The organism is Gluconacetobacter takamatsuzukensis (genome assembly GCF_014174275.1).
Lineage (GTDB): Bacteria > Pseudomonadota > Alphaproteobacteria > Acetobacterales > Acetobacteraceae > Gluconacetobacter > Gluconacetobacter takamatsuzukensis.
The window spans coordinates 1-663 of sequence record NZ_JABEQK010000030.1; the positions used below are offsets into that span (position 1 = coordinate 1).

At 71.2% G+C, this 663-nt stretch carries 1 pseudogene; it reads right to left on the reverse strand.

Annotation, left to right across the window (positions count from 1 at the left end):
• A pseudogene (locus HLH27_RS16885) lies at window positions 1-552 on the reverse strand (phosphate ABC transporter permease PstA); the annotation flags it as partial.
• Window positions 553-663: the final 111 nt, after the last annotated feature.

The window sequence follows — 663 nt, forward strand, 5'->3', positions numbered from 1 at the left end:
GCGCATCGTCAGCGGCACCAGCCGCAGCATGTCCTCCGTCGTCCGCACCACCACCGGCACGAACAGCACCGCCAGCGCGATCCCCCCCGACAGGCCCGAGAAATGCCCGAACGGCATCACCAGCAGCATATACACGAACAGCCCGACCAGGATCGAAGGCGCCGACAGCATCATGTCCGACACGAAGCGCACTACATCGACCACCCGCCCGTCGCGCGCATATTCCGACAGGTAGATCCCCGTCAGCAGCCCCACCGGGGTCCCGATCGCCGCCGCGAACCCGGTCTGCACCAAGCTGCCCACGATCGCGTTGGCCAGCCCCCCGTTGCTGCCCGGCGGCGCCATCGTGCGCACCAGCGTCGCCAGCGACAGGCCCGGCAGCCCCCGCACCAGCAGCGTCAGCAGGATCGACCCCAGCGCCAGCAGCACCACCGCCGTCGCCGCGATGCTCAACCCCGTCGCCACCCGGTCCACCACCCGCCGCCGCAGCGCCAGCCCGCCGGGCCGGTTCCACCCCGCCCCCACAGCCGCGCCCGCCCCAGCCGGACCCATGCCGGCCGGACCCGCTTCCGTCACCGCACTCATCTCAGGCCCCTCCACGGCGCAGCAGCAGCCGCGAACAGGCCAGCGTCAAAAACGAGATCACCATCAGGATGAACCCCA